Source organism: Cellulomonas composti (assembly GCF_007990245.1).
GTDB classification, from domain to species: domain Bacteria; phylum Actinomycetota; class Actinomycetes; order Actinomycetales; family Cellulomonadaceae; genus Cellulomonas; species Cellulomonas composti.
In genome coordinates, this window is record NZ_BJWG01000015.1 from 17,505 (window position 1) to 41,086 (window position 23,582).

Genomic DNA, 23,582 nt, shown 5'->3' on the forward strand with positions numbered 1-23,582 from the left:
GGCCCCACCCCTCCGGACCGACAGGACCCCACGTGTCACCGTTCCAGCAGCTCGTCGCCACGCTCCGTGAGGACCTGCAGGCCGCTCGCGACCGCGACCCCGCGGCGCGTTCGCTGCTCGAGGTCGCTCTTGCCTACCCCGGCGTGCACGCGATCTGGACGTACCGGCTCGCCCACCTGATGTGGCACGAGCCGTCGCTGCGACTGCCGGCCCGGCTCCTGTCCCAATTCGTGCGCGCGCTGACCGGGATCGAGATCCACCCCGGCGCCCGGCTCGGCCGGCGCCTGTTCATCGACCACGGCATGGGTGTGGTCATCGGCGAGACCGCCGAGGTCGGCGACGACGTCGTGCTGTTCCACGGCTCGACGCTCGGCGGCAAGTCTATGCGCAAGGGCAAGCGCCACCCCACGCTCGGCGACCACGTCGTGGTCGGTGCGGGCGCCAAGATCCTGGGTCCGGTCTGGATCGGCGACGGCGTCCAGGTGGGCGCCAACGCGGTCGTCATCCACGACGTGCCCGCGGGCGCGATCGCGGTCGGCGTGCCCGCGAAGATCCGGCTGCGGCCGGCGGCTGCGGCGTTCGACATCGAGGTCGACGACCCCGCGATCTACATCTGAGCCGGCCGCGCGCAACTCCGCGGGTCTGCTCCGCGCGCTCGGTGCACGTCGCTGACGTCGTACCCACCGGTAACCCTGCGCGGGTAGCCTGACCCGGCCAGGACGGGTCGACGACGACGCAGAAGGGGTGCGCATGCGCTGGGGCTACTCGCTGGGGTACTGGTCCGCACAACCGCCCACGCATGCGCTCGAGACGGTCCTTGCGGCCGAGTCGCTCGGGGCCGACTCGGTCTGGACCTCCGAGGCCTACGGCTCCGACGCGCTGACCCCGCTCGCCTGGTACGGCTCGCGCACGTCCCGCGTCCGCCTGGGCACCGCGATCGCCCAGCTCTCCGCGCGCACCCCGACGGCCGCGGCGATGGCCGCGCTCACGCTCGACCACCTCAGCGGCGGCCGGTTCGTGCTCGGGCTCGGCGCCTCAGGTCCGCAGGTCGTCGAGGGCTGGTACGGCCAGCCCTACCCGCGGCCGCTGGCGCGCACGCGCGAGTACGTCGCCGTGGTCCGTCAGGTGCTCGCGCGCGAGGCGCCGGTCACGGCCGACGGCGAGTTCTACCGCCTCCCGTTGCCGTCCGACGAGGGTGCGGGCCTCGGCAAGGCGCTGCGCTCCACGGTCCACCCGCTGCGCGCCGACCTGCCGATCCACCTCGCCGCGGAGGGCCCGCGCAACATCGCGCTCGCCGCCGAGATCGCGGACGGCTGGTTGCCGATGTTCTACTCGCCCCGCATGGACGACGCGTACCGCGCGCTGCTGGGCGAGGGCTTCGCGGCGCGCACCGACGGGCGCGACCCGGCCGACTTCGAGGTCGTCGCGCCCGTGCCGGTGGTGCTGGCGGACAGCGTCGAGGCCGCCGCGGACCAGGTCCGCCCGTTCGTCGCGCTGTACGCGGGCGGGATGGGCGCCAAGGGCGCCAACTTCCACCGCAACGTGCTCGACCGGCTCGGCTGGGCCGAGGTGTGCGACGAGATCCAGGCGCACTACCTGGCCGGCGACAAGGCGCGTGCGGTCGCGGCCGTCCCGACCGAGCTGGTGCTCGACGTGGGCCTCGTCGGCACACCCGACGACGTGCGCGCGCAGCTGACGGCGTGGCGCGGCACCGCGATCACGACGTTGCTGGTGCAGGCGGACCCGCGCACGCTGCCCGCCGTCGCCGGGCTGCTCGCGGGAGCCTGACCAGGGTGGACGACGACTACCTCGAGGCCGTCCTCGACCTCGTCGAGCAGATTCCGCCGGGACGGGTGATGACCTACGGCGCGCTCGCCGAGGCCGTCGCGGACCGGTTCGTCGCCGCAGGCGGGCGGGCGCGCGGCGGCCCCCGTCAGGTCGGGCAGGTGATGGCCCACGCGGGCTCGGGCGTGCCGTGGTGGCGCGTCGTGAACGCGGCAGGCCGCCCACCCGAGCGGCACCGGGTGCGCGCACTGGCCGAGCTGCGGGCCGAGGGCACCCCGCTCGTCGCCGACGGCTCCCGCGTCGCGCTGCGCCGAGCCGGCTGGTACCCCGACGACTGACGGCAATTCGCTGGGCACGCGGGCCGCCCGCTCGCCAGACTGACCACATGACCACACTCCCCGAGGGATACCGCGTCGTCGCCGTCCCGCGTGATCGCAAGCCGGAGTTCCACGGCGTCGACCACCTCGCCTTCGCGTTCGAGCCGGACGAGAAGACCAGCGAGATCGTGCCCGACCAGCTCGAGTGGGACCGCACGATGGCGGTCGAACGACCCGATGGCACGCTCGCCGCGGTGCACGCGTCGTACGACTTCGACCTGCCTGTTCCGGGCGGCGAGCTCGCGTGCTCGGGGTTGACCTGGGTCGGTGTCCGTCCCGACGAGCGGCGCAGGGGGCTGCTCACGGCGATGATCGACACCCACTTCACGCGGTCGCTCGCACGCGGCGAGGCCGTCTCGGCGCTCTTCGCGGCCGAACCCGCGATCTACGGACGGTTCGGCTACGGGTGCGCGGCCGACGACGTCCGGCTCAAGCTGCCGCGCGGGGCCGCGTTGCGCGACGTCGTCGGGAGCGGGGACCTCACGGTGCGGTTCGAGACGCTCGGCGACGAGCACGCGGACCTCGTGCACCGCCTGCACGTCGCCGCCGGCGCGGGCCGCCCGGGATGGGTCACGCGCAGTTCCGACGCGCTGCGCGCCGGCCGCGTCGTCGACCCGCCTGCATGGCGCGACGGCGGCGAGCCCATGCGGATCGTGACCGTGCACGACCCGGCCGGCGAGCCGCGCGCGTACGCCCTGCTGCGGCGCAAGGAGACCTGGGTCGACGCCGGGCCGCGCTACCCCGTCAGCGTGCGTGAGGCCGTCGCACTGGACGCCGCCGGCGCGCACCGGCTGTGGTCGTTCGTGCTCGACCTGGACCTGACCAGCGACGTCAGCGTGCGGATGCTCGCAGCCGACGACCCGCTGCTCGCGCTGCTCGTCGACCCGCGCGGCGCCACCCCGGCCTTCGGCGACAACATCTGGGTGCGCCTGCTCGACCTGCCCGTCGCGCTGGGCGCACGCCGGTACTCGGCCCCGCTCGACGTCGTCGTGGACGTCACCGACACGCGCGTGGCGACGAACGCGGGCCGCTGGCGCCTGCGGACGGGCGGCCCCGACACGCAGGGCTACCCGCTCACGGCGACGCGCACGACCGACGACGTCGACCTGCACCTCGACGTGCGCGAGCTCGGTGCGGCCTACCTCGGCGGTCGCTCGCTCGACGGGTACGCCCGGGCCGGCCTCGTCACGGAGCGCACCCCGGGCAGCGTCCGGGCCGCGGCGTCCGCGTTCGCGTGGCCCGTCGCACCCGTGTGCAGCTGGGTGTTCTGAGGCTGTTCCGAGGGCCGGTGCTCAGCGCGTCTCGTACGCCGCGAGCAGGTCGATCCGGCGCTGGTGACGCGGGTCGCCGCTGAACGGCTCCGCGACGAACGCGTCGACGAGCGCGACGGCCTCGTCCAGCGTGTGCTGGCGGGCGCCGATCGCGACGACGTTCGCGTCGTTGTGCTGCCGTCCCAGGCGCGCGGTCTCGAGGTTCCAGGCGAGCGCCGCCCGCACCCCGGTGACCTTGTTGGCCGCGATCTGCTCGCCGTTGCCCGAGCCGCCGATCACGACGCCCAGCGAGCCGGGCTCGGCCACGACGGCCTCGCCGGCCTCGAAGCAGAACGGCGGGTAGTCGTCCTGCGCGTCGTAGGTGTGCGCCCCGTGGTCCACGACGTCGTGGCCGGCGGTCCGCAGGTGATCGACGAGGGCGACCTTGAGCTCGTACCCGGCGTGGTCGGAGCCGATGTGAATCCGCATGGCGCCCATCCTGCCGCACCCGTCGCGGGGTCGCCGACGCGTCCGGCGTCCGTCCTGTGTCGGTCGTCGTGCCTAGGCTGGGCGCATGGCTCCCCACGCCCGCAGCGGCATCGACCTCGACTCCCTCGACCCGGCCGTCCGGCCCGCCGACGACCTGTTCCGGCACGCGAACGGCCGGTGGGTGGCCGCGCACGAGATCCCCGCGGACCGGGCCATGGACGGCTCGTTCCGGGCGCTGCACGACCAGGCCGAGATCCACGTGCGCGAGATCATCACCGACCTGGGTCACGCGGTCGAGACGGGCGCGGTCGCGCCGGGCGGCGTCGAGGCCAAGATCGGCGCGGTCTACGCCGGCTTCCTGGACACGGACCGGATCGCCGCGCTCGGGATCGAACCCCTGCGCGCCGACCTGGGCCTGATCGCTGCCGCGACCAGCCAGGCCGAGCTCACCGGTGCGCTCGGCGCGCTGCAGCGCACGGGCGCCGGCGGGGCCGTCGGGCTGTGGGTCGACAACGACGCCGACGACCCCGAGCGGTACGTCGTCTACCTGCACCAGGCCGGGCTGGGTCTGCCCGACGAGGCGTACTACCGCGACGAGCAGTACGCGCCCGTGCTCGCCGCGTACCGGCCGCACGTCGCCCGGATGCTCCTGCTCGCCGGGGCGGCGAGCGACGAGGCCGCGGCGGACGCGCTCGCGGCGAGCGTCGTCGACCTCGAGACGCGACTCGCGTCCCACCACTGGGACGTCGTCAAGGATCGCGACGCGGACCTGACGTACAACCCGATGACGCTCACCGAGCTCGCGGACCGGGCGCCGGGCTTCGACTGGCGGGCCTGGGCGCTCGCGCTCGGCGCGCCGGCGGGGGCGCTCGACCAGCTCGTCGTGCGCGAACCGGAGTTCGCGGTCGGGTTCGCCGCGCTGTGGCAGGACGCGCCGCTCGCCGACTGGCGGGCCTGGCTGACCTACCACGTGGTCACCGACCGGGCGCCGTACCTCACCGACGAGCTGGTCGAGGCGAACTTCGACTTCTACGGCCGCACCCTGACCGGCGCGCAGGAGCTGCGCGAGCGCTGGAAGCGCGGCGTCTCGCTCGTGCAGGGCGTGCTCGGCGAGGCGGTCGGCGAGGTCTACGTCGAGCGGCACTTCCCGCCCGAGCACAAGGCGCGCATGGACGAGCTCGTCGGGAACCTCGTCGAGGCCTACCGCGAGTCGATCACCGGCCTGGACTGGATGGGCGACGAGACGCGCGTCAAGGCGCTCGCGAAGCTCGACGCGTTCACCACCAAGATCGGCTACCCCGTGCGCTGGCGCGACTACACGGCGCTCGAGGTCGACGCCGCCGACCTCGTCGGGAACGTCCGTCGCGCCTCGGCGTTCGAGCTCGACCGCGAGCTCGGCAAGATCGGTCGGCCCATCGACCGCGACGAGTGGTTCCTGACCCCGCAGACGGTCAACGCGTACTACAACCCGGGGATGAACGAGATCGTCTTCCCGGCGGCGATCCTCCAGCCGCCGTTCTTCGACGCGGACGCCGACGACGCGGTCAACTACGGCGCGATCGGCGCGGTCATCGGTCACGAGATCGGGCACGGCTTCGACGACCAGGGCAGCAAGTACGACGGGACGGGCCGCCTCGAGGACTGGTGGACGGCCGACGACCGCGCGGAGTTCGAGCGCCGCACGGGCGCGCTCATCGCGCAGTACGACGCGTACTCCCCCGCGCAGCTCGACGGGTCGCACCACGTCAACGGTGCGCTGACGATCGGCGAGAACATCGGCGACCTCGGGGGGCTCTCGATCGCGCTGCGGGCCTACCGGATCGCCCTGCGCCGCCCGCTCACGGAGGCACCCGTGATCGACGGCCTCACGGGTGTGCAGCGCGCGCTGCTCGGCTGGGCGTTCGCGTGGCGGACCAAGGGCCGCGACGCCGAGGTGATCCGCCGGCTCGCGACCGACCCGCACGCGCCCGACGAGTTCCGCTGCAACGGCGTCGTCCGCAACGTCGACGAGTTCTACGCCGCCTACGACGTGCAGCCGGGCGACGCGCTCTACCTGGCCCCGGCGGACCGGGTCCGCATCTGGTGACGCCCGACGCCCGATCAGGGCGGCCCAGTCAGCAGCCCGGTCAGGGCAGCTCGCGCCAGGCGGCCCTCGCGAGCTGGAAGCCGACGCCGTCCTTGCTGGTGCAGGTCACGCCGTCCGTCGCGCTCGTGCACGTGTAGCGGCCGATCGTCGCGGCGGAGCCGTACTCGAGCACCGCGACGTCGTCGCCCGCGACGGCCGGCCCGGGGCCGTTCACGCAGTCGAACTCGAACCCTCGCTTGTTGAGCACGAGCACGTGGCCGGTCTCCCCCGCGCAGCCGGCGACGACGGGCTCCGCGTACGTGATGCTTGCGATCGTGCAGGTCACGCCCGAGCGCGCCATGATGCACGCGATGTTGCCGCTGGGCAGCCGGAACGAGATCGGCTTCGTCGAGGGCGCGGTCGCCCCGGCCGTGGAGCTCGGGGCCAGCGGACCGGCGACCGAGGGCACGCCCTCCGGCGCCGCCCCGCCACCCCCGGACAGCACCCGTGCGGCCAGCAGCACGACGAAGGTGGCGACGAGCACGGCGTCGGCGGCGAACCAACCCCGGATCGTGCGCGTCGATGCCATCTCGTCGTCCTTCTCGTGCTCACCTGCCGGGCCGGTCGGTGCGCCGGCCCGGAACAGCATCACACGGGAGGAACCGGACGATCCACCCGGCGAGGTCAGGCGAACGACGGTCCGGCGGTGCGCGTGCGCTTGAGCTCGTAGAAGCCCGGCACGCGCGTCATCGCCACGAGCCCGTCGAACAGGTCGAGCGCCGCCTGGCCGGTCGGAGCGGGCGTCACGACGGGCCCGAAGTAGCCGACGCCGTCGATCGCGACGACGGGCGTGCCCACCTCGGCGCCGACGAGCGCGATCGCCTCGCCGTGCGACGCGCGCAGCAGGTCGTCGACCTCGTCGGTCCCGCCCACGGCGGCGAGCTCGGGCGGCAGGCCGACGTCGGCGAGCGACTCGGCGATGATCGCGTCCGTGTCGCTGCGGCCGCCGGGGTGCCGACGCGTGCCCATCGCGTCGTAGAGCGGCTTGAGGACCTTGTCCCCGTGGTCGCGGGCCGCCGCGACCAGCACGCGCACGGGCGCCCAGCCCTCGCTCATCAGCCGCTGGTAGCGCTCCGGCAGGTCGTCACGGCCCTCGTTGAGCACCGACAGGCTCATCACGTGCCACCGCACGTCGAGATCGCGGTGCGCGGCCACCTCGTCGATCCAGCGCGACGTCATCCACGCCCAGGGGCAGGCGGGGTCGAACCAGAAGTCGACGACGGTGGGGGCGGGCGTGCTCGTCGTGGTCACAGGTGTCTCCGTCCGGCTGGCGTACGCCCCCTCGTCGGGGCCGACTGTCATGCGGACGCAATCGCGGTCGGCGCCGCGGCATTCCCGCCCGTCCGATATGCGGACGGATCGGCACGGGCCCGCGTGCGATGATCGGGCGGGCATCCGCGACCCGGGTGCCGACCTGAGTCGAAGGAGTGGTCGTGCCCGCCGAGAACCTCACCCGAGCCGAGGCGCGCGAGCGCGCCGCGACCGTCGCGACGCACGCGTACGACGTCACGCTCGACCTGACGACGGGTCCGACGACGTTCACGTCGCGCACCGTGGCGACGTTCTCGGCGACGCCCGGTGCGAGCACGTTCGTCGATCTCATCGCCCCGACGGTGCACGAGATCACGCTGAACGGCCGCGCGATCGACCCGGCGACGGCGTTCGCGGAGTCGCGCATCGCGCTCACGGACCTGGCCGCGGACAACGAGCTCGTCGTGGTGGCCGACTGCGCCTACATGAACACGGGCGAGGGCCTGCACCGGTTCGTCGACCCGGTGGACGACGAGGTCTACCTGTACTCGCAGTTCGAGGTCGCGGACTCGCGCCGCATGTTCGCGGTGTTCGAGCAGCCCGACCTCAAGGCGACCTTCACGTTCACGGTGACCGCGCCGGCGCACTGGGTCGTCGTCTCGAACTACCCGCAGTCGGGCGACCCGGTCCCGGTGCCCGGCGGCGTCAACCGCAACGGCGGCCGTGACGAGGGCACCGCGACGTGGACGTTCGAGACGACGCCGCGCCTCGCGTCGTACGTCACCGCCGTCGTGGCCGGGCCGTACCACCACGAGCACTCCGCGCTGACGAGCTCGGACGGTCGCGAGATCCCGCTGGGCGTGTACTGCCGAGGTTCGCTCGCCGAGTACCTCGACACCGACGAGATCCTCGACGTCACGCGCCGCGGCTTCGCGTTCTACGAGGAGAAGTTCGACCACCCGTACCCGTTCGCCAAGTACGACCAGCTCTTCGTCCCCGAGTTCAACGCGGGCGCGATGGAGAACGCCGGCGCGGTGACCTACCTCGAGTCCTACGTCTTCCGCTCCAAGGTCCCCGAGGCGACCGTCGAGCGCCGTGCGGTGACGATCCTGCACGAGCTCGCCCACATGTGGTTCGGCGACCTCGTGACGATGCGCTGGTGGGACGACCTGTGGCTCAACGAGTCGTTCGCGGAGTACGCCTCCACGCTCGCGACCGCCCAGGCGACGCGCTGGACGAGCGCGTGGACCACGTTCTCCTCGCTCGAGAAGTCGTGGGCCTACCGCCAGGACCAGCTCCCCTCGACGCACCCGATCGTCGCGGACATGCGCGACCTCGAGGACGTCGCGGTCAACTTCGACGGCATCACGTACGCCAAGGGCGCGAGCGTGCTCAAGCAGCTCGTCGCGTGGGTCGGCCAGGACGAGTTCTTCGCCGGCGTGCGCGCGTACTTCGCGAAGCACGCATGGGACAACACCGAGCTGCGGGACCTGCTCGTCGAGCTCGAGGCGACCTCGGGTCGCGAGCTCGCGCCGTGGTCCGCGCTGTGGCTCGAGCAGGCCGGTGTCACGCTGCTGCGCCCGCAGCTCGAGGTCGACGAGGACGGCGTCATCACCGGGCTCACCGTGCACCAGGAGGCGCCTGACGCCTACCCGGTGCTCCGGCCGCACCGCCTCGCGATCGGCGGGTACGACGTGGCGGACGGTCGCCTCGTGCGCACCGTGCACGTCGAGCTCGACGTGGACGGTGAGGTGACCGACGTCCCCGAGCTGGTCGGCGTGCGACGCCCGCTGCTGCTGCTCGTGAACGACGACGACCTGGCCTACGCCAAGGTCCGGCTCGACGAGGAGTCGATGGCCGCGGCGATCGAGCACCTCTCGGCGTTCGACGAGTCCCTGCCGCGGACGCTGATCTGGGCGGCCGCCTGGGACGCGACCCGCGACGGCGAGACCCCGGGACGCGACTTCGTCGACCTCGTGCTGCACAACATCGCGCACGAGACCGACTCCACAGTCGTCCTGGTGCTGCTGCGCCAGCTCGCGACGACGCTCGACCTGTACGTCGCACCCGAGCACCGCGCCGCGACGGCGAGCGCCGCCGCCGACCGGCTGCTCGAGCTCGCGCGGACGGTCCCGGCGGGTTCCGACTCCCAGCTCCAGCTCGTCAAGGCGTTCGCGGCCCGCGCCGCCACGCCCGCGCAGCTCGACGCGGTGGCCGACCTGCTGGACGGGCGCGCCATGCTCGAGGGCCTGAGCATCGACACCGACCTGCGATGGGAGCTGCTGACCTCGCTCGTCGCGGGCGGTCGCAGCGGCATCGACCAGATCGCCGCCCAGCTCGCGGCCGACGCGACGGCCACGGGCGAGCGCGCCGCGGCGCAGGCTCGCGCCGCGGTCCCGACCGCCGAGGCCAAGGACGCCGCCTGGACCGTCGCGGTCGAGGGCGACCTGCCCAACGCCATCCAGACCGCCACGATCGCCGGGTTCGGCCGCGTGCACGACCGCGCGCTGCTGCGCCCGTTCGTCGAGCGCTACTTCGCCTGCATCGAGCGGGTCTGGGCGGACCGGACGAGCGAGATCGCGCAGAACGTCGTCGTCGGCACATACCCCACGCTGCTCGCGGACGACGAGCACGCCGACGTCGTCGCCGCGACGCGGGCCTGGCTCACCGCGCACGAGGACGCGCCCGCGGCGCTGCGACGCCTGGTCGTCGAGTCGCTCGACGGCGTCGAGCGCGCGCTCACGGCCCAGCAGACCGACCGCTCCCGCTGACCCACGCGCCCCTTCGCCGACATCGCGATCGTGCGAGGGAATGGCCACGATTCCTGGCCGATCCTTCGCACGATCGCTGGTCAGGGCGGTGGGTGGATGCGGGTCAGGGTTGGGAGGCGTCGGCCAGGAGGACGACCGCTGCGGCGGGGTCTTGCTGGTGGTGCCAGACGACGGCCGGGTCGCCCTGCTCCGGCAGGAGGCGGCGGGTCAGCGTCACCCGACCGGCCCAGCGGCGGCCGTCGCGCGTGGTCACCTCGACCCACGCATGGTCGCCGGGACGCGCACGGCGCTGCCGCTGCGCGCTCGAGACGTCGGTGACGCGCGCCGGGACCGCGACGTGCGCGGCGCCGAGCGCCTCGAGGCGCGGCCAGGCCGTGACCCGCGCCCGCACCGCCTGCAGCGCGCGCAACCCGCCCAGGGCGGTCACCGCGACGACGACGATCGCGACCACGCGCCAGCCGCCCGGCGCGAGCAGCGCGGCGAGCGCGACGAGCACCGCGAACCCGACGAGCACCACCACGAGCGCCGCCACCCGTCGACGGGCGACGGCGACCGCGAGCCGCCCGGGCCGGGCCGCCTCGAGCGTCGCGGCCGGGAACGTCGCGACGAGCGCGCTCGTCGACGGCGGCAGCGGGCGGGCCAGCTCGTCGGGCGCGACGGCGGCGACGAGGACCGGCGTGGCGGTCACGGGCGCGACGCGGGTCAGGAGTCGAGCACGGCGGCGAGGCTGCGCAGCCGGGCGTTGCCGAACAGGTCGTCGACGAGCACGACCTGGCCGGTCGAGTCGCCGAGCGGCACCTTCCAGTTGGGGTACTCCTGGTCGGTGCCCGGCTGGTTCTGCGCGCGGCGCTCCCCCACGGCGTCGACCAGCGCGACGGCGATCAGCGCGGCGGGCGTGGCCATGACGTAGCGGTGCAGCGCCTCGACGACCTCCCGCTCCGTGGGGTCGTCGGGCAGCAGACCGCGCGAGCGCAGCGCGGCGAGCATCCGGTCGCGTTCGGCGTCGGCCTCCCGGCGCACGACCGCCACCGGGTCGGTGAGCAGCCCCAGCCGTTCCCGGATCGCGACGTGCTCTCCCGCGAGGTAGCCCGCGGTGGGCGGCAGGTCGTGCGTCGTCACGGTCGCGAGCACGAGGTGGCGGTAGTGCTCGGGCGCCAGCGGTGCGCCCGTGTGGTCCTGCTCGAACCACAGCACGGACGTGCCCAGGATGCCGCGCGACGACAGGTAGTCGCGCACCCACGGCTCGACGGTGCCGAGGTCCTCGCCGATCACCACGGCGCCGGCGCGGTGCGCCTCGAGCGCGAGGATCCCGACGAGCGCCTCGTGGTCGTAGCGCACGTAGGCGCCCTGGTCGGAGTCCACGCCCTCCGGGATCCACCACAGCCGGAACAGCCCGATGACGTGGTCGATGCGGATCGCGCCTGCGTGCCGCAGCACCGTGCGCAGCATGTCCCGGTACGGCTTGTACGCGGCGCGTGCGAGCTCGTCGGGCCGCCACGGCGGCTGCGACCAGTTCTGGCCCTGCTGGTTGTACATGTCGGGCGGCGCGCCGACGGTCGCGCCGCGCGCGAGCACGTCGCCCAGCGACCACACGTCCGCGCCGAGCGGGTGCACGCCGACCGCGAGGTCCTGCATGATCCCGAGCGCCATGCCGCCCTCGAGCGCGGCGCGCTGCGCGGCGCCGAGCTGCTCGTCGGCGACCCACTGCAGCCACGTGTGGAACGCGACGCGGTCGGCGAGCAGCACCCGTTCCGCGGCCACTGCGGCCGAGGCCGGGTCGCCCAGCTCGGGCGGGATCGTCTCGGCGCCGTACTTCTCGGCGAGCGCGCACCACAGCGCGAACGTGGACAACCCGCTGCCCTGCTCCTCGACGAACGCCTCGAACGCGGCCTGTCGTGCCGCGGACCGCGGCACCGCGAACACGACCTCGAGCGCGGCGCGCTTGGCCGTCCAGGCGGCGTCACGGTCGATCGGACCGGGGTCGAGGTCGAGCGCGAGGACGGGCTCGGCGGACCACTCGAGCAGCGAGCGGTCGGCCGAGGACAGGTAGGCCGCCTCGGGCACCGCCTCGGGCCGCACGTAGACGGGGTTGACGAAGCGCCGCGTCGTCGGCAGGTACGGCGAGGGCGTCATCGGCGCGGCGGGCTCGGCCGCGTGCAACGGGTTGATGAGCAGGAAGTCGGCGCCCGTCTCGTGACCGGCCATCCACCCGAGGTCCGCGAGGTCGACGAGGTCCCCGATGCCCCACGAGCGCCGCGAGCGCACCGAGTAGAGCTGCGCCATGTAGCCCCACGCGCGGCCGGTGCGCAGTCGCTCGGGCAGCTCGAGCCGGTCCGGGGTCACCACGACCGTCGCCCGCCCGTTCGCGCTCGGGCCTGCGGCCTCGACCGTGTGCCAGCCCAGCGGCAGGTCCGCGGGCAGCCAGAAGGTCGCGCGCCCGACGAGCCTGCCGTCGACGGTCCGGGGCTCGACGTACACGTCGGCCTGCGCCAGGTCGCGTCGCCCGCCGCCCGTCTCGGGGTCCAGGTCGAGCACCACGGAGACCGGGTCGCCGTGCGTGACGTGCACCGGCAGGTGCGCACCCTGCCCGGCGCGCACGACGACGACCGGGGGCAGCACCCGGCGCCACGGCGAGTCCTCGACGTGCGCCAGCGCCACGTCGATCCGCTCGCGCGAGGACGCGTCCACACCGAGCGCCGCGAGCACCGCGCGCAGCGTCCAGGCGCTCGCGCGACGCAGGTCGCCATGGAAGCCCCAGTGGTCGGGAACGACGCCGTAGGCAGCCGCGAGGCGCAGCAGGGCGTCCGAGGGTGCCTCGTCGCTGGGAAGGGGTGTGCCGTCGACCACGGTCCGATCCTGCCAGAGCGCAGGCCCCGCAGCTGTGACGTCGGTCCGGGGTGCCGCGGCCAGTCGCGCCGCTCTCGTCGTAGCCTTGCGGACCATGACGGCGACCACGCCCCACCCACCCATGCCGACGAACGCGCCCGACTACCCGCGGGCGCCCCGCACCGAGCTCGTCGAGGACCTGCACGGCCGGATCGTCGCCGACCCGTACCGGACGCTGGAGGACGCGAGCGACCCGGCGACGCAGGCCTGGTCCGCCGCGCAGGACGACCTGTACGCCCAGGCCCTCGCGACGACCCGCGAACGCGCCGCCGGCACGCCGTTCGAGACCGAGCGCCTCACGGCGCGGCTGCGCGAGCTGCTCGGCGCCGGGTTCGTCGGGGCCCCCGCGTGGCGCGGTGAGCGCCGGTTCTTCTCCCGGCGCGCCGGCGACCAGGAGCACGCGGTCGTCGTCGTGGCCGAACCCGGTCCGGACGGCGAGGTCGAGCGGGTCCTGATCGACCCTATGGCGCTCGACCCGAGCGGCACCACGACGCTGGACGCGTGGCAGCCGTCCAAGGAGGGCGACCTGCTCGCCTACCAGGTCTCCACCGGCGGCACCGAGGAGTCGGTGCTGCGGGTGCTCGACGTCGCGACCGGCGAGGTCGTCGACGGCCCGATCGACCGGGCGCGCTACTCGCCCGTCGCGTGGGTCCCGGGCGGCGCGTCGTACTACTACGTCCGGCGGCTGGCCCCCGAGCTCGTGCCCGACGACGAGGCGCAGTACCACCGGCGCGTCTGGCTGCACCGCGTGGGCACCGACCCGGCCACCGACGTCGAGGTGTTCGGCGCGGGCCTCGAGACGACGAACTACTACGGCGTCTCGGTGTCGCGCGACGGGCGCTGGCTGCTCGTGTCGGCGTCCGCCGGGACCGCGCCGCGCACGGACGTCTGGATCGGCGACCTGGCGGCCGGGCCGCGCGGGGCCGACGAGGTCGACGGCGTCCCGCCGCTGCGCGAGGTCGTCGTCGGGCTCGACGCCGAGACGGGTGCATGGGTCGGTCGCGACGGGCTGCTCTACCTGCACACCGACCTCGAGGCGCCGCGCGGGCGGCTGTGCGTGACCACGCCCGACGAACCCGGCGTGGAGCACTGGCGCACGCTCGTCGCCCAGGACGAGGACGCCGTGCTGCAGGGCGTCGCGATCCTCGACGACGGCTCGTCCACGCAGGCGGAGCTGCTGCTCGCGACGTGGCGGCGGCACAGCGTCTCGTCGGTCACCGCGCACGACCCGCGCACCGGTGCACCCGTCGCGGGGCCGCTGCCGGCACTGCCCGGACTGGGCTCCGTGTCCGGGCTGGTCACGCGCCCCGAGGGCGGGCGTGAGGTCTGGTTCTCCTACACCGACCACGTCACCGTGCCGTCGGTGCACCGCTTCGACGCGGCCACGGGCACGACCACGCTGTGGGCCGCTCCCCCGGGTGCGGTCGCGCGGGTGCCGGACGTGCGCGTCGCGCAGATCGAGGTCACCAGCCCCGACGGCACGACGGTGCGCGCGTTCGTCGTCGCCCGTGCGGACGCGCTCGACGACGACGGCCGGCCGACCGCACCCGCGCCGACGGTCCTGTACGGCTACGGCGGCTTCCAGATCTCGCTCGACCCGGCGTACTCCGCGACGACGCTCGCGTGGGTCGAGGCCGGGGGCGTGTACGTCGTCGCGAACCTGCGCGGCGGCGGCGAGGAGGGCGAGCAGTGGCACCGCGACGGGATGCGCGCACACAAGCAGAACGTGTTCGACGACTTCCATGCGGTCGCGCAGCACCTCGTCGACGCGGGCTGGACCACACCCGATCGGCTCGCGTGCTGGGGCGGCTCGAACGGCGGGCTGCTCGTCGGCGCCGCCGTGACCCAACGCCCGGACCTGTTCGCGGCCGCGGTGTGCTCGGCTCCGCTGCTCGACATGGTGCGCTACCAGCGCTTCGGCCTCGGCGTGACGTGGACCGAGGAGTACGGCGACGCGGACGTGCCCACCGAGCTCGACTGGCTGCTCGGCTACTCGCCGTACCACCGCGTGGTCGACGGGACCGCCTACCCCGCCGTGCTGTTCACGGTGTTCGAGGGTGACACGCGTGTCGACCCGCTGCACGCGCGCAAGCTCGCCGCGGCGCTGCAGCACGCGACCTCGTCGGACCGGCCCGTGCTGATCCGCCGCGAGACGGGCGTCGGGCACGGCGGACGCTCGCTGACCCGCTCGATCGGGCTGACCGTCGAGCAGCTCCAGGTCGTCGCGCACGGGACGGGGCTCGCACCGTGACCGCGCCCTCCCCGACACCGACCGACCCCGAGCTCCTTCCCGACGACCTGTCGTCCCCCGGTTCGTGGTGGGAGTGGTTCATCGGGACGCCGCTGCGGATCGCGCTGATCGTCGTCATCAGCGCGATCGCGCTCGCTCTGGTGCGCACCGCGATCCGGCGGATCACCGACCACGTCGCCGAGGGCACCTCGACCGTGCAGAAGCTGGGCGAGATCCCGGTGGGCGCCGCGCTCATCAAGGCCGACCCGGTCGCGACCGCGCGCCGCGCGCAGCGGGCCCGCACGCTCGGGTCGGTGCTGCGTTCGACCGCGTCGATCGTCGTCGGCGGGATCGCGTTCTTCCTCGTGCTCGACCAGCTCGGCATCAACCTGGCGCCGTTCATCGCGTCCGTCGGCATCGTCGGCGTCGCGCTCGGTTTCGGCGCGCAGAGCCTCGTGAAGGACTTCCTCACGGGCACGTTCATGCTGCTCGAGGACCAGTACGGCGTGGGCGACGTCGTCGACGTCGGTCCCGCGGTCGGCACGGTCGAGGCGGTGACGCTGCGCGTCACGAAGGTCCGCGACGCCGAGGGCACGCTGTGGCACGTGCCCAACGGCACGATGGTCCGCGTCGGCAACAAGACGCAGGGCTGGTCGTACGCGACCGTCGAGCTCGAGGTCGACTACTTCGCGGACCTCGACGAGGTGCGTCGCGTGCTGACGGAGGTGGCCGCGGCCGTCGCGGCGGACCCGACGACCGGAGCGGCCGTCGACGGCGAGCCGACCGTCACCGGGATCGAGAAGCTCACCGCGGACGGCGTGACGATGCGCGTGCGGGTGCGTTCGACGCCGGCCCGGCAGTGGGAGGTGGCGCGTGCACTGCGGAGCGCGGCGCGCACCGCGCTCGAGGAGGCCGGCATCCCGCTCGCGGGGCAGCGCGACGCGCTCACGGCGCACCTCGGACGAACCGCAGCACCTGAGCCGGGCGCACCTGAGCCGGCAGCGCCCGAGACGACAGCGCCCGAGACGACAGCGCCCGCGCCCCTGTCGCTCGACACGACGGAGCCTGCGCCCGCGGCGCCCGAGCGTGCAGCGTCGGACGAGAGCTGAGCCGGTTCAGCGCAGCGAGTCGAGCTCCGCGGCGAGGTGGTCGGCCTCGGGGCCGACGATCACCTGCACGATGCGGCCCGAGCGGACCACCCCGAACGCGCCCGAAGCCTTGAGCGCGGCCTCGTCGACCAGCTGGGCGTCGCCCACCTCGACGCGCAGCCGCGTGATGCACGGCTCGAGGTCGACAACGTTGGTGTCGCCTCCCAGGGCGGCGAGGATCTGCTCTGCCTTGCTCATGAACTCTCCAGCGAGCCGGGCGCGACCCGGTCGTCGCACGCGTCAAGGGTAACCCGCATCACACGTGCTCTGGTGGCGGGACCCCGCGCACAGGCGGGAGACTCAGGGCACGCGACAAGGAGGTCAGCCGTGTCCTCGCACGTCCCCCCGCAGCCCCCGACGACGAACACGCCGACGCTCGTGCACGGCATCGGCGTCAGCCCAGGGCGCGTCGCCGCCCCCGCGGTCCTCATGCCCCCGCCGGTGCCCGAACCCCCGTCGGGCCGTCGGCTCGCGCCGGGCGCCGACCACGTCGCCGCCGCGGCGCGCATCGAGGAGGCGTCGCGCCGGGTCCGGACCGCGCTCGACGCCGCGGCCGACCGCGCACAGGGCGACGCCGCCGACGTGCTGCACGCGACCGCCGCGATCGCGTCGGACCCGACGCTCGTCGCCGACGCGACGCAGCGCGTGCACGACGAGAGCCTCGTCCCCGAACGCGCCGTGTGGGAGGCCGCCGCCGAGGTCGCGACCCAGTTCGAGGCGCTCGGCGGCGTGTTCGCCGAACGCGTGCGCGACATCGCCGACGTGCGCGACCGGCTCGTGGCCGAGCTCACCGGACGGCCCGCCCCGGGTGTGCCCGAGCGCAGCGAGCCGTTCGTGCTCGTCGCGCCCGACCTGGCCCCGGCAATCGTCGCGACGCTCGACACCACCGCGGTCCTGGGGATCGCGACCGCCGAGGGCGGCCCGACCGCGCACACCGCGATCCTGGCGCGCTCGCGCGGCATCCCGGCCGTGGTCGCCGCGCACGGCCTCGAGCCCCTGGTCACCGAGGGCGTGCTCGTGCTGCTGGACGGCGGCGCGGGCACGGTCGTCGTGCACCCCGACCCGGCAGCGGTCGAGGCGGCGCGCGCGAGCGCGTCGCAGGTGCGCACGTTCGACGGCGACGGCCGCACGGCCGACGGGCACCGGGTCGAGCTTCTCGCGAACATCGGCGCGCCGGGCGACGCGGCACAGGCCGCCGCCGCCGGGGCACAGGGCGTCGGGCTGTTCCGCACGGAGTTCGTGTACCTCGACCGCGACGAGGCGCCCACGCCCGACGAGCAGGTCGCCGACTACCGCGCCGTGCTCGCCGCGTTCCCGGGGCGCAAGGTCGTCATCCGCACGCTCGACGCGGGTGCCGACAAGCCGCTGCCCTTCCTCGCCGGCGCCCCCGAGGCCAACCCCGCGCTCGGCGTGCGCGGGCTGCGCACCGCGGTCGCCCACCCCGAGGTGCTCGACGCGCAGCTGCGCGCGATCGCGGCGGCCGCGGCGGCGGAGTCCGCGGACGTGTGGGTCATGGCGCCGATGGTCTCGACGGTCGACGAGGCGCAGGAGTTCGTCGAACGCTGCGCGCGGCACGGCCTGAGCACCGCCGGCGTGATGGTCGAGGTGCCCAGCGCCGCGCTGCTCGCGGACCGGGTGCTCGCGCACGCCGCGTTCGCGAGCATCGGCACCAACGACCTCACGCAGTACACGATGGCGGCCGACCGGCTGCTCGGCTCGGTCGCGGGCCTGTCCGACGCGTGGCAGCCCGCGGTGCTGCGCCTGGTCGCCGAGACGTGCCGGGGTGGCGCCCAGCAGGGACGTCCGGTCGGCGTGTGCGGCGAGGCCGCCGCGGTGCCGGCGCTGGCCGTCGTGCTCGTCGGGCTCGGCGTCTCGTCGTTGTCGATGACGCCCCGCGCGCTCGCGGACGTCGCGGCGGTGCTCGCGAGCACCACGCTCGACGAGTGCCGCCGGCTCGCGGCACTCGCGCTCGCGGCCTCGTCGGCCCGCGACGCGCGCGAGACGGTGCGTGCGGCCCTGCCGGTGCTTGCCGAGCTCGGCCTGTGACCTGCCGCTCGAGCCGGGCGCCGCGCGTGTGAGGATGGGCGCCGTGACCGACTCGTTCTACGACGCCGTGGGCGGCCACGCGACCTTCGTCGCCCTGGTCGACGCGTTCTACCGGGGTGTCGCCCAGGATCCGGTGCTTCGCGAGATGTACCCGGAGGAGGATCTGGCCCCCGCGGCCGAGCGCCTCACGATGTTCCTCGAGCAGTACTGGGGCGGCCCGACGACGTACAGCGACCAGCGCGGCCACCCGCGCTTGCGCATGCGGCACGCGCCGTACAAGGTCAACCCCGACGCCCGGGACCGTTGGCTCGCGCACATGCGCGTCGCGGTGGACGAGGTCGACCTCGCGCCGCTGCAGCGTGCCGAGCTGTGGGACTACCTCGAGCGCGCGGCGCACTCGATGCTCAACACCTTCGAGGACTGACATGTCGAACACGGACGCATGACGGACCAGCCCGACCGGATGGCTCCGGTGCTCGACGTGCTCCGCCTCGAGCACGACCCCGCCACCCCCGACGTGTTCCAGGGCCGCAGCCTGCCCCAGCCCAACGGCCGCGTGTTCGGCGGCCAGGTCCTCGCGCAGGCGCTGCTCGCCGCCGGTGCGACCGTCGCCGAGGACCGGCTCCCGCACTCGCTGCACGGCTACTTCCTGCGCGCGGGGGTGATCGAGCAGCCCATCACGTTCGCGGTCGAGCGGTTGCGTGACGGACGCTCGTTCACCGCCCGGCGCACGCACGCTCTGCAGGACGGCGTGCCGATCCTGTCGATGATCACGTCGTTCCAGGAGCGTCAGGACGGCATCGAGTACGCCGACCCGATCCCCGAGGGCATCCCCGGCCCGGACGAGCTGCGCAGCGCGTTCGACATCCTGGGCCCGATCGACCACCCGGTCGCGAAGTTCTGGACGCAGGAGGCCGCGTTCGACGTCCGGCACGTCGACGGTGCGCTGTACCTGGGACCCGCGCGCGTGCGCTCGGGCCGCCAGGCGGTGTGGTTCCGCGCGCTCGCCCCGCTGCCCGACGACCAGCTCCTGCACCGCGCGCTGCTCGCCTACGCGTGCGACCAGGTCATGCTCGAGCCCGTGCTGCGCCGCTCCGGGGCGTCGTGGGTGTCGCGCGGCCTGTCGATCGCGAGCCTCGACCACGGGATGTGGTGGCACCGCGATGTACGGGTCGACGACTGGCTCCTGTACATCCAGTCGACGCCGAGCGCGCAGGGCGGTCGCGGCCTCGGTGCGGCACGCGTGTTCAGCCAGGACGGCACGCTCGTCGCGTCTGTCGCGCAGGAGGGGATGGTCCGCGTCCCGGACTGACCCGACGACACGCCCGACGACACACGCCCGACGACACACGTCCCGCCCGACGCGCGAGGCGTGCACCCGTCGTCCATGATGGCCCGCATGCCCCGACGCGCCACGACCGTCCGAGCCGTCCTCGTCGCCGTCGCGCTCGTCGCGTGGCTCGCGATCGGCGCGGTCGGCGGCCAGGCGCAGGGCCAGCTCTCGAGCGTGCAGTCGAACGACGCCGCGGCCTTCCTGCCGTCGTCGTCCGAGTCGACGCTCGCCGCCGAGGCGAGCCGCGCGTTCGTCGAGGACGCCGCGCTGCCCGCGCTCGTCGTGCTCACCACGGCGGACGGCTCCCCGGTCACCGCCGAGCAGACCGCCGCGGTGACCGAGGTCGCGCACCAGGTCCCCGCGCGGGTGGCCGCGGGCACGGACGCGACGTGGGCCGACTACCTGCTGGGCGACCCCGTCGTCGTGCCCTCCGAGGACGGCCTCGCGCTCATGGTCGTCTACCAGCTCGACGCCGATCGCGCCGACGAGCGGATCGGCGAGGACGCGGTCACCGTGCTGTTCGTCGAGGACGTGCGCACCACGTTCGCCGAAGGCCTGGGTGCGACCGCCGACGGGACGGGCGAGCTCGGCCTGCACGCGTGGGTCACCGGGCCCGCCGGGTTCGTCGCGGACCTGGTCTCGGCGTTCGCGGGGATCGACGGTCTGCTGCTGCTGGTCGCGCTCGTGGCGGTGCTGCTCATCCTCGTGATCGTGTACCGCTCGCCGCTGCTGCCCGTCGTCGTGCTGCTCGTCGCGGTGTTCGCGCTGAGCCTGGCGGGCCTGGTGGTCTACCACCTCGCGGACGCGGACGTGATCTTCCTCAACGGCCAGGCACAGGGCATCCTGTCGATCCTCGTCGTCGGCGCGAGCGTGGACTACGCGTTGCTGCTCGTCGCCCGCTACCGCGAGGAGCTGCGCCACCACGCGCACCCCGCGGAGGCGATGCGGCGCGCCTGGCGGGCGTGCCTCGGACCGATCGGGGCCTCCGCGGGCACGGTGATCGCCGGGGTGCTGTGCCTGCTGCTGTCGGAACTCGGCTCGAACCGCGCGCTCGGGCCCGTCGCGGCCGTCGGGATCGCGTCGGCGTTCCTCGCGGTGCTCACGTTGCTGCCCGCGCTCCTGCTCGTCGGCGGGCGGTGGTCGCGCTTCTACTTCTGGCCGCGCGTGCCGCACGCCGCACCCGCGGCCGATCGCGATGCCGATCCCGACGAGGGTGCGCACGCGCCGACGTCCGACGAGACCGGCGCGTGGTGGCGGCTCGCCCGGTGGGTCGCACGGCACGCCCGGAAGGTCTGGATCGCCACGGCGGCGCTGCTGCTCGTCGCCGCGGCCTTCCTGCCGACGTTCGACGCGTCCGGCACGAGCCAGTCGGAGATCTTCCGCACCGACGTCGACGCCGTCGCCGGCGAGGAGGTGCTCGCCGCGCACTTCCCCGCGGGCGCCGTGCAGCCCGTGACGATCGTCGTGCCGGTCGACCAGGCGGACGCGGCCGCCGATGCCGCCGCCGCCGTCCCGGGAGTGGACGCCGTGGTGCCGTACACGGGCAGCGCCGGCGGCGCATCGACCGGCGCACCCGTCGACCCGGAGGCCGAGCCGCTCGTCGTGGACGGTCAGGTGCGCCTCGACGTCACGACGAGCGCGCCGTCGGACTCGCTCGAGGCGCAGGACACCGTCCGCGCGATCCGCGAGGAGGTGCACGCCGTGGCGCCCGACGCGCTGGTGGGCGGCGCCGCCGCCGAGCAGGTCGACACGGTCGCCGCCGCGCAGCACGACCTGCGCGTGATCGTCCCGACCGTGCTCGCGGTGATCGTCGTGATCCTCATGCTGCTGCTGCGCTCGGTCGTCGCCGCGGGCCTGCTGCTCGCCGCCAACGTCCTGTCGTACGCGGCGACCATCGGCGTCGCGGCGATCGCGTTCGACGCCTTCGGCCTGCCCGGCGCCGACCCGACCGTGCCGCTGTTCGGCTTCGTCTTCCTCGTCGCGCTCGGGGTGGACTACTCGATCTTCCTCATGACGCGCGTGCGGGAGGAGTCCGCCCGCATCGGGACGAGACGCGGCGTGGTCGCGGGGCTCGCGGTCACCGGCGGGGTGATCACGTCCGCGGGCGTCGTGCTCGCGACGACGTTCGCCGCACTCGTCGTCATCCCGCTGCTGTTCCTCGTGCAGATCGCGTTCATCGTGGCGTTCGGCGTGCTGCTCGACACCTTCGTCGTGCGCAGCCTGCTCGTCCCCGCCGTGGTGCACGACCTGGACGCGCGCACCTGGTGGCCGTCCCGCCTCGCCCCGCGCGTGAGCCCGCCCCGGCACGGCTCGCGCCAGACCTCGGACTAGATGCCCAGCTGGTAGACGCCCCAGTAGGCCGCCACGACGAGCAGGACGCTCGCGGCGACGACGACGAGCCCGTAGGCGACCTTGCGCACGATGCCGGGCGCGATCGGCACGCCCTCGGCACCGGCGCGGCGGGACGCCCGCAGCAGGACCACGACCGCCACCACGGCCACGATCCCGACGAGCCGGACCGCGATCCAGCCGCCCTTGACCACCCAGTCGTTGTGCGCGTAGTCGAGCGCGAGGCGCGCGATCGCGATGATGTACCAGACCAGCCCCACGATGACACCGACCGCACCGATGCCGACGACCGCCAGCGACTCGGGCACGCCGCGCGCGAACCGGTTCCGTGGGGCCCGGCTGCCGGGCCGCACGCGCACCAGCTCGACGCCGCGCGCGCCGACCATGAGCACGCCCGCGAGCGCGACGAGCGCGCATGCGACGGCGACGGTGCCGGCCACGAGGTCGCCGTCGCGCATCCAGCGCGGCTCGGGCACGGGGGCTGCGAGGAACGCCTGCTGCGGCTGGTCGCCGGCGATCCTCGGCGCCGCACCCGCGGTCGCGGGCAGGCCGACGACCCACGAGGTCATGTCGTGCAGGAAGGCGGGCACGATCTCGCCGGCGACCTTGATCCCGTGCGTGGCGCCCTCGTAGTAGCGCACGGTGACGTCGTCGTTGCCGGCGATCGCGGTGTCGCGGATCACCAGCTCGGCGGCCTGGACGATCGGCATGGAGGCGTCACCCGTGCCGTAGACCATGAGCACGGGCTGGGTCATCTGGCGCTGGTAGGGCGTGACGTCGAAGTCGGCGTACGCGACGCCTCCGCCCGGCAGCGACATCCCGACCGCGCGCGGGATCGCGCGGAACACACCGTGCGGCACGCGGGTGTTGCGCAGGTAGTTGTCGGCCGCGAACGCGGCCTGCTCGCGCGGCGGGACGACGGGTGCGGACACGAGCACGACGAACGAGAGGTCCTGGTCCGCGGCGGCCATCACCGGCGCGATCCACGCGCCCTCGCTCTCGGCGTACAGGCCGATGTCGTCGGGGTCCACGCCGGGCCAGTCCCGCAGCACGTCGACCGAGCGCGCGTAGTCCGCGGCCATCGCGACGTAGTCCCGGTGCCGCAGGTCGTAGGTGTCCATCCGCTTGTTCGGCACGATCGTGACGACACCGGCCTGCGCGAGCCGGGCAGCCTGCTCGTAGAAGCCCTCCTCGTAGGTCCCGGTGCCGGCGCCGTGCAGGAACACGACACCGCGACGCGGCCAGGGAGCGCCGACCGGCTCGCTGACCTGGGCCTGGACGGTGGTCCCGTCGAGCTGCACCGTGACCACCGACGTGCGCACCGGGTACTCCTGCAGCGCGGGTGCGCCGCCGATCGCGGTGTCGGTCGTCTCGACCGTGAGCGGGTCGGTGAGCGGGACGGGGTCCCACTGCGGCCCGGTCACCGCGCCCAGGATCGCGAGCAGGACGACGCCGAGCACCGCGCCGGCGGCGACCCGGTACGGGCCCGTCAGCACGCCGTCGGGCGTCGCGCTACGCCTCCTGAGCACGTTCCCTCCCAGA

The 23,582-nt window shown here is 74.3% G+C and carries 19 protein-coding genes; 12 read left to right on the forward strand and 7 right to left on the reverse strand.

Annotated elements, in window-relative coordinates; all coding sequences use genetic code 11:
• Positions 1-32 precede the first annotated feature (32 nt).
• The 4 genes from epsC to CCO02nite_RS14045 all read left to right on the forward strand — a co-directional run bounded on the left by epsC (position 33) and on the right by CCO02nite_RS14045 (position 3,433).
• On the forward strand, positions 33-617 hold the full coding sequence (gene epsC / locus CCO02nite_RS14030; protein WP_146843804.1) for a serine O-acetyltransferase EpsC: 585 nt from the start codon (positions 33-35) through the stop codon (positions 615-617).
• Positions 618-750: 133 nt separating this feature from the next.
• Positions 751-1,788, forward strand: coding sequence for an LLM class F420-dependent oxidoreductase (locus CCO02nite_RS14035; protein WP_146843805.1), 1,038 nt, complete (start codon positions 751-753; stop codon positions 1,786-1,788).
• A 5-nt stretch (positions 1,789-1,793) separates the two neighbouring features.
• Positions 1,794-2,123 (forward strand): MGMT family protein, encoded by a 330-nt coding sequence (locus tag CCO02nite_RS14040; protein WP_146843806.1) that lies wholly within the window; start codon positions 1,794-1,796, stop codon positions 2,121-2,123.
• 47 nt (positions 2,124-2,170) lie between these two features.
• Positions 2,171-3,433, forward strand: a complete 1,263-nt coding sequence (locus CCO02nite_RS14045; RefSeq protein WP_146843807.1) for a GNAT family N-acetyltransferase — start codon at positions 2,171-2,173, stop codon at positions 3,431-3,433.
• A 21-nt stretch (positions 3,434-3,454) separates the two neighbouring features.
• Here the strand turns inward: CCO02nite_RS14045 and CCO02nite_RS14050 are convergent, their stop codons facing one another.
• On the reverse strand, positions 3,455-3,901 hold the full coding sequence (locus CCO02nite_RS14050) for a ribose-5-phosphate isomerase (protein WP_146843808.1): 447 nt from the start codon (positions 3,899-3,901) through the stop codon (positions 3,455-3,457).
• Between the two features lie 85 nt (positions 3,902-3,986).
• Here CCO02nite_RS14050 and CCO02nite_RS14055 point away from each other — a divergent pair, with 85 nt between their 5' ends.
• Entirely contained in the window at positions 3,987-5,987 is a 2,001-nt protein-coding gene (locus CCO02nite_RS14055) for a M13 family metallopeptidase (protein ID WP_146843809.1), read from the forward strand.
• Between the two features lie 40 nt (positions 5,988-6,027).
• Here CCO02nite_RS14055 and CCO02nite_RS14060 read toward each other — a convergent pair whose 3' ends face one another.
• Both CCO02nite_RS14060 and CCO02nite_RS14065 read right to left on the reverse strand, forming a co-directional pair.
• Entirely contained in the window at positions 6,028-6,555 is a 528-nt protein-coding gene (locus CCO02nite_RS14060; RefSeq protein ID WP_146843810.1) for a hypothetical protein, read from the reverse strand.
• Positions 6,556-6,650: 95 nt separating this feature from the next.
• On the reverse strand, positions 6,651-7,277 hold the full coding sequence (locus CCO02nite_RS14065) for a mycothiol-dependent nitroreductase Rv2466c family protein (RefSeq protein ID WP_281284612.1): 627 nt from the start codon (positions 7,275-7,277) through the stop codon (positions 6,651-6,653).
• Between the two features lie 182 nt (positions 7,278-7,459).
• Here CCO02nite_RS14065 and pepN point away from each other — a divergent pair, with 182 nt between their 5' ends.
• Complete coding sequence (pepN, locus tag CCO02nite_RS14070) at positions 7,460-10,048, forward strand: aminopeptidase N (RefSeq protein WP_146843812.1); 2,589 nt, start codon at positions 7,460-7,462, stop codon at positions 10,046-10,048.
• 103 nt (positions 10,049-10,151) lie between these two features.
• Here pepN and CCO02nite_RS14075 read toward each other — a convergent pair whose 3' ends face one another.
• Positions 10,152-10,736: a hypothetical protein gene (locus CCO02nite_RS14075; RefSeq protein WP_146843813.1), complete on the reverse strand. Its 585-nt coding sequence runs from the start codon at positions 10,734-10,736 to the stop codon at positions 10,152-10,154.
• 14 nt (positions 10,737-10,750) lie between these two features.
• Positions 10,751-12,895: a 4-alpha-glucanotransferase gene (gene malQ, locus CCO02nite_RS14080; RefSeq protein WP_246117567.1), complete on the reverse strand. Its 2,145-nt coding sequence runs from the start codon at positions 12,893-12,895 to the stop codon at positions 10,751-10,753.
• Between the two features lie 94 nt (positions 12,896-12,989).
• On the opposite strand from malQ, the gene CCO02nite_RS14085 reads away from it, so the two are divergent.
• Both CCO02nite_RS14085 and CCO02nite_RS14090 read left to right on the forward strand, forming a co-directional pair.
• Positions 12,990-15,185: a prolyl oligopeptidase family serine peptidase gene (locus CCO02nite_RS14085; protein ID WP_146843815.1), complete on the forward strand. Its 2,196-nt coding sequence runs from the start codon at positions 12,990-12,992 to the stop codon at positions 15,183-15,185.
• Positions 15,182-16,273: a mechanosensitive ion channel family protein gene (locus CCO02nite_RS14090; RefSeq protein WP_146843816.1), complete on the forward strand. Its 1,092-nt coding sequence runs from the start codon at positions 15,182-15,184 to the stop codon at positions 16,271-16,273. Before CCO02nite_RS14085 ends, CCO02nite_RS14090 begins: the two co-directional genes overlap by 4 nt.
• Before the next feature lie 6 nt (positions 16,274-16,279).
• Here CCO02nite_RS14090 and CCO02nite_RS14095 read toward each other — a convergent pair whose 3' ends face one another.
• Positions 16,280-16,510, reverse strand: coding sequence for a PTS sugar transporter subunit IIB (locus CCO02nite_RS14095; RefSeq protein WP_146843817.1), 231 nt, complete (start codon positions 16,508-16,510; stop codon positions 16,280-16,282).
• A 129-nt stretch (positions 16,511-16,639) separates the two neighbouring features.
• On the opposite strand from CCO02nite_RS14095, the gene ptsP reads away from it, so the two are divergent.
• From ptsP to CCO02nite_RS14115, 4 genes are all read left to right on the forward strand, one after another.
• Positions 16,640-18,358 carry a phosphoenolpyruvate--protein phosphotransferase gene (gene ptsP, locus CCO02nite_RS14100; protein WP_146843818.1) on the forward strand — a complete coding sequence of 573 codons (1,719 nt, stop codon included), beginning with the start codon at positions 16,640-16,642 and terminating at the stop codon, positions 18,356-18,358.
• A gap of 43 nt (positions 18,359-18,401) precedes the next feature.
• A complete protein-coding gene (locus CCO02nite_RS14105) occupies positions 18,402-18,782 on the forward strand; it encodes a globin (protein WP_186812714.1) in 381 nt (126 codons plus the stop codon).
• An 18-nt stretch (positions 18,783-18,800) separates the two neighbouring features.
• A complete protein-coding gene (locus tag CCO02nite_RS14110; RefSeq protein ID WP_146843820.1) occupies positions 18,801-19,670 on the forward strand; it encodes an acyl-CoA thioesterase in 870 nt (289 codons plus the stop codon).
• A gap of 87 nt (positions 19,671-19,757) precedes the next feature.
• Positions 19,758-22,022 (forward strand): MMPL family transporter, encoded by a 2,265-nt coding sequence (locus CCO02nite_RS14115; protein WP_246117568.1) that lies wholly within the window; start codon positions 19,758-19,760, stop codon positions 22,020-22,022.
• On the opposite strand, the gene CCO02nite_RS14120 is transcribed toward CCO02nite_RS14115, so the two are convergent.
• On the reverse strand, positions 22,019-23,569 hold the full coding sequence (locus CCO02nite_RS14120) for an alpha/beta hydrolase family protein (RefSeq protein ID WP_246117569.1): 1,551 nt from the start codon (positions 23,567-23,569) through the stop codon (positions 22,019-22,021). The two genes, CCO02nite_RS14115 and CCO02nite_RS14120, sit on opposite strands and share 4 nt — an antisense overlap.
• Positions 23,570-23,582 lie beyond the last annotated feature (13 nt).